Source organism: Oribacterium sinus (assembly GCF_963537195.1).
GTDB lineage: Bacteria > Bacillota > Clostridia > Lachnospirales > Lachnospiraceae > Oribacterium > Oribacterium sinus_A.
Map to the genome: position 1 here is coordinate 1 of NZ_CAUTEG010000135.1, position 5,191 is coordinate 5,191.

General features: G+C 46.5%; 4 protein-coding genes and 1 pseudogene. 4 read left to right on the forward strand and 1 reads right to left on the reverse strand.

All coding sequences use genetic code 11. From position 1 onward, the window contains the following. The 4 genes and pseudogenes from RYL27_RS10780 to RYL27_RS10795 form a co-directional block, all read left to right on the forward strand. A pseudogene (locus RYL27_RS10780) lies at positions 1-606 on the forward strand (5-methyltetrahydropteroyltriglutamate--homocysteine S-methyltransferase); the annotation flags it as partial. Then, entirely contained in the window at positions 593-1,495 is a 903-nt protein-coding gene (gene metF, locus RYL27_RS10785) for a methylenetetrahydrofolate reductase [NAD(P)H] (protein WP_007157525.1), read from the forward strand. The pseudogene RYL27_RS10780 and the gene metF, both read left to right, overlap by 14 nt. A 325-nt stretch (positions 1,496-1,820) precedes the next feature. Next, positions 1,821-2,714 carry a DUF3881 family protein gene (locus tag RYL27_RS10790; protein WP_304072371.1) on the forward strand — a complete coding sequence of 298 codons (894 nt, stop codon included), beginning with the start codon at positions 1,821-1,823 and terminating at the stop codon, positions 2,712-2,714. Positions 2,715-2,769: 55 nt separating this feature from the next. Continuing rightward, on the forward strand, positions 2,770-3,534 hold the full coding sequence (locus RYL27_RS10795; RefSeq protein WP_314967154.1) for a YlmH/Sll1252 family protein: 765 nt from the start codon (positions 2,770-2,772) through the stop codon (positions 3,532-3,534). Positions 3,535-4,181: 647 nt separating this feature from the next. Here the strand turns inward: RYL27_RS10795 and hflX are convergent. Continuing rightward, a partial coding sequence (gene hflX / locus RYL27_RS10800) for a GTPase HflX (protein ID WP_314967155.1) occupies positions 4,182-5,191 on the reverse strand: 1,010 nt, incomplete at its 5' end.

Sequence of the window (5,191 nt, forward strand, 5' to 3'; positions counted from 1 at the left end):
GTAACCATTTTAAACTGGTCCTTCCCAAGAGAGGATATCAGCATTGCGGAAAGCACAAAGCAGATTGCCTTGGCCATCCGTGATGAGGTATTGGATTTAGAGAAGAATGGTATCAAGATCATTCAGGTAGACGAAGCGGCTTTAAGAGAGAAGTTACCTCTTCGTAAGTCTGACTGGTACAGTGAGTATCTGGATTGGGCTATTCCCGCCTTCCGTTTGGTACACAGCGGATGTCAGGCAGGCACTCAGATTCACACCCATATGTGCTACAGTGAGTTTACCGATATTATTAAAGCGATTGACAACATGGATGCGGACGTTATTTCCTTCGAAGCTTCCCGTTCCGATTTACAGATTTTGGACTCCTTAAGAGAGAACCATTTCCGTACAGAGGTTGGGCCCGGAGTTTATGATATTCACTCCCCGAGAGTGCCATCCGTTCAGGAAATTAGAGAAGCATTGGCAAAGATGCTGAAGAAGATTGAAAAAGAGAAACTGTGGGTAAATCCGGACTGCGGATTGAAGACTAGAGCAAGCGAGGAGACCTTGGCAAGTTTAGCAAATCTTGTCCAGGCGGCAAAGGAATTGAGAAATGAGTATTGTTGATTTATTTCAAGAAAAAACAGTGTTTTCCTTCGAGGTGTTTCCACCTCGGAGGAACTCACCGGTTGAAACCATATATGACACCTTGGATGAGCTTCGGGATTTAAAACCGGATTTCATTTCGGTGACATATGGGGCAGGGGGCGGAAAGAATAACCAAAGTACCATCCCTATTGCAGAGCATATTAAGAAGGTCTGCGAAGTGCCCAGCGTGGTTCATTTTCCTTGTATAAATTTAACAAAGCAGGATGTATTGGAAAAGATTGAAGAGCTGAAGACTGCCGGAATCAAAAATATCCTGGCTCTCAGAGGGGATATTCCCGAGGGAGAGGAGAATAGAGGGGATTTCCGCTATGCTTCCGACCTGATTGCCTTTTTGAAGGAGCACGGAAACTTCCATATTTCCGCGGCTTGCTATCCGGAGGGACATATCGAGAGTGCGGATAGAGTAGAGGATATTCGTTACTTGAAGAACAAGGTGGATGCGGGAGCGGAGAACCTGATTTCCCAGCTTTTCTTTGAAAATAAGCAGTTCTACATTTTCCAGGAGCGTTGTGCTTTAGCCGGAATTGATGTTCCCATTGAAGCGGGGATTATGCCGGTTATTAACAGCCGTCAGGTCTTAAAGATGGCCAGTCTTTGTGGCGTAAATGTTCCTAAGAAGTTTCAGAGAATCTTAGACAAGTATGCGGACAACCCCATTGCCATGAGAGACGCGGGCATTGCCTATGCGGTGGATCAGATCGTGGATCTGGTGACTCATGGAGTGGACGGTGTGCATCTTTACACCATGAACAACCCTTACATTGCCAGAAAGATTTATAAGGCAACCCATAGCCTTTTTGAGTCTACCCAGAAGGGCAACCCGGGCGGTTCCAGCGCTTCCGCATAGAGAAGATAAGGAAGCTTTGAAAATACCGTTTTTCAAAAAGCATTAATATAGCAGTAAAATGAGTTTTCATGTGGCATAGGATGGAAAAGGGGAAGGTATCATCCCCGCTTTCCGACCTGTACCGCATGGTTTTTTTTATTCTCGTCTGTTTTCAAGAGCATTTAGGGAGAATGCGGGTATTCGGCTTTGATTCGGACATGGGGGATGGTTTTAGACCTTTCCCGGTATGTAGGTTTTAGACCTTCCCCGGTAGCTCTTGCAAGACAGTAGCCTTTGTTGTAAGATATGGAGATGGTTTCAGAGAGGTCAGGAAAGAGGAAGGCTAATGCATAAGTTTCTACGATCCATTGGGTTTTCTGCATTGCAGGAAGACAAGGATGCAGAGTTTTATTTACAAAGGGCAGTACATGAAAAATATCGCAGCAGCTTTGTCTCCTATGGAAATGGACAGGTGGTGGAGCAGTATCAGCTTCCGGTAGCTCCCTCTATGGGCATTACTGTGGTTGGTCACAGAGATGCAGAGGGGATTTTTCACAGGGACTATTATTTCCCTTACATGCGTTCCTACGAAGGGGTGGAAACGGTGGAGGGAAGCATTGAGCGCCATGCGGAAAAGGAAACCTATGCCGGCGTGATGGAGGATTTTACCTCAGGGATTACCCTGATTTATTATCTTTGCAATTCTCTGGAAGCCCATCAGTTGAAACGGATGCAGATTAAGGCGGTGCCCAAGCAGGTCTATCTGACCGGACTTTCCGTGGAAGGAAAGATTCTTCTTCCCATAGAGAAGAAGGCGGAGGATGAGTGGGTAAAGCGACAGCACTTTGTGGAGCAGATGAAGCTTTTCGAGGCGGCAAAGGCAGGAGACCAGGATGCTTTGGAAACCCTGACGGAGACCGATATGAATCTGATGTCCGAGGTGAATCAGAGAATCGAAAAGGAAGACCTGTACAGCTTGGTGGAGTCCACCTTTATGCCTACCGGAGTGGAGTGCGATCAGTATTCCATTTTGGGAGAGATTGTGAATATTCGGGTAAAGAGCAACGTCTATACCCATGAAAATATCCTGGATTTAAAAGTAAGATGTATGGACGCGGTATTTCGCGTTTGCATCAATGAAAAAGATCTTTTGGGAGTCCCCGCCATTGGTCGCCGTTTTAAGGGCAATGTGTGGATGCAGGGAGAAGTGGAGTTTTTGGAGCAAAGCTCTAATTCCTAAGTATGATTGTTTGAAAGATAGATATCGGAAATAGTAAGCGAGACAATAAAAGACCATGAAAGACAGAGAAGATATTCTTGCCCATGTGGAAGATATTTGGCGAAAAACAGAAGAGCGCGGTATAGTGCGAAACAGTCCCTTTTTATCGGAAAGAGAAAGGGGACTTTTTTTAGAGAAAATCAAAAGGGAAAGAGGGGCTAAGTTTCTGCTTCTGGGAGGAGAAGAGGCGGAACGACAGGCCTTTTTCTTTTACCCAAGCTTTATGGAGGAAGAGGAGTGCAGGGAGCTGCTTTTGGAAGACAATCCTGTAGTGCTTCTGGAAATTCAGGGAAAGCAGAAAAAATTTTCCGAAGAACTCTCCCATAGAGATGTGCTGGGAGCTATTATGAGTCTTGGGATAGAACGGGAAATGCTGGGAGACATCTTCTTTCGGGATGAGAAAAGCTATGTCTACCTGCTTCGGAAAATGAAGGACTATCTTATAGAGAATTTGCAGCAGATTCGGCATACCGGTGTGGAAATCAAAGAGTGTGAGGAAGCTCTCGCCCCCAAACAGGAAAGAATAGAGGAGCAGATTTTTGCCGCCTCCGAGCGACTGGACGGTATCGTTTCCGCAGTCTTCCACCTTTCCAGAGGAAAGGCACAGGAATACTTCGCCAAAGAACTGGTGTATAAGGACGGCTTGGTGGCGAAAGGCAGCAGCAGTCTAAAGGGGGGAGAAAAGATTTCCGTCAGAGGACTGGGGAAGTTCCATTACCTTGGTCTTGAGAAAAACACCAAAAAGGGGAGAATGGTTTTACGGATCCTTCGATATGGATAGAGGAACTGTAACCATTGAAGGCATTCGCTCCAATGCAGTATAGGCATGAAATCGGGCACGCTCCCGCTAAGCTCGCTCCTGCGAAGCGAGGAACTGTAACCATTGAAGAGACAAGCTCCGATGTATAACAGGTCTGTATTTGGGGCACGCTCCCGCTAAGCTCGCCCCTGCGAAGGGAAGGACTGTATACATCGAAGGCGTTCGCTCCAATGCAGTATAGACATGGAATCGGGCACGCTCCCGCTAAGCTCGCTCTCTTCGAAGCGAGGAACTGTAACCATTGAAGAGACAAGCTCCGATGTATAATAGGTCTGTATTTGGGGCACGCTCCCGCTAACCTCGCCTTCGTAGCAGTACTAACTTCAAGCTTCGCTTTGCTCGCTTTCAGTAAGTACTGACGGGCTCAGATTGCCCCTCTTACAGACCTATTATACATCAGTCGCTTCATCTTATTGGTTTCTACAGTTCTTCGCTTCGCAAGTTTGCAAGTATCGGGTTCAGGTTGTCCCCTCTCTAAGGCCTATAGGGTAAATATTGCTCCCTATTATTTGTTTACACTAAAAAATACTTTTCATTACCGAAAACTGTACGACATTCGTGTGTTTGTTTGACTTGTTTTCTCCTCGTCTATCCATATCGAAGGATACTTAAACGGAGAATTTTTGGAGTTTTGCGTACAAGGCCTCCGGTAGGCGGAGTTCCATTTGTATTCCCTCCTCCTCGTAGGATAGGGAGAGAATTTTCCCTTCTTTTCGGATGCTGTTTTCCCAAGCCGCTTCGCTGTAGGGGAGTAGGATGGACAGGGGGCGGAGATTGGCGGAGGCTTTCTCGCTTACCGCTTCCATAAGTTCAGAAATTCCAATTCCCTCTTTAACGGAAATGTAGAGCTTTTCTCCCCTCTTCTTGGGAAGCTCCGACAGGGGAAGAACCTTGTCGCATTTGTTCATGACATAGAGCATAGGGATATGGCTTGCTTCCAGTTTTTTTAAGGTTGCTAGGGTGCTGTCCATGTGTTTTTGATAATTGGGGTCGGAATAGTCTACCACCTGTAAAATCAAATCCGCTTCAATGGCCTCTTCCAGAGTGCTGTGGAAGGCATCCAAAAGCTTGGGAGGCAGGTCTCGAATAAAACCTACCGTATCGGCAAAAAGGAATTCCTCTCCCCGTTCTCCCTTCACATGACGAATGGTGGTATCCAGAGTGGCAAAAAGCATATCCTTTTCTTCCACCTTTTCCTTCTGACCTTCCTTACTCCAATCCAAAATGGCATTCATAAGACTGGACTTTCCCGCATTGGTGTAGCCCACCAGAGCAATTCTTGGAATATTGGATTTCTCTCTTTTCTGCCGTTTTACCCGGCGCACCTCTTCCTGCTTCTTGCATTCTCTTCTAAGAAAAGCCATTTCCTCCTGAATCTTTCGCTTGTCCAGCTCAATCTTCTTTTCTCCTGCACCACGGTTGGAAAGACCGGCACCGCCGCTTCCGCCCTGGCGGGAGAGATTTTCCCGAAGTCCAACAAGCCTGGGCAGCATATATTGAAGGGTGGCATACTGTACCTGCATCTTCGCTTCCTTGCTTCTGGCCCGTTCCGCAAAGATTTGTAAAATCACCTGAGTTCTGTCCAAAACCTCCACAGAAAGAGCCTTGGATAGGTTAT

Bases quoted from the DNA above. Each gene is read 5' to 3' on its own strand.
- metF (WP_007157525.1), top strand. From the start codon at position 593: ATGAGTATTGTTGATTTATTTCAAGAAAAAACAGTGTTTTCCTTCGAG.
- RYL27_RS10790 (WP_304072371.1), top strand. From the start codon at position 1,821: ATGCATAAGTTTCTACGATCCATTGGGTTTTCTGCATTGCAGGAAGAC.
- RYL27_RS10795 (WP_314967154.1), top strand. From the start codon at position 2,770: ATGAAAGACAGAGAAGATATTCTTGCCCATGTGGAAGATATTTGGCGA.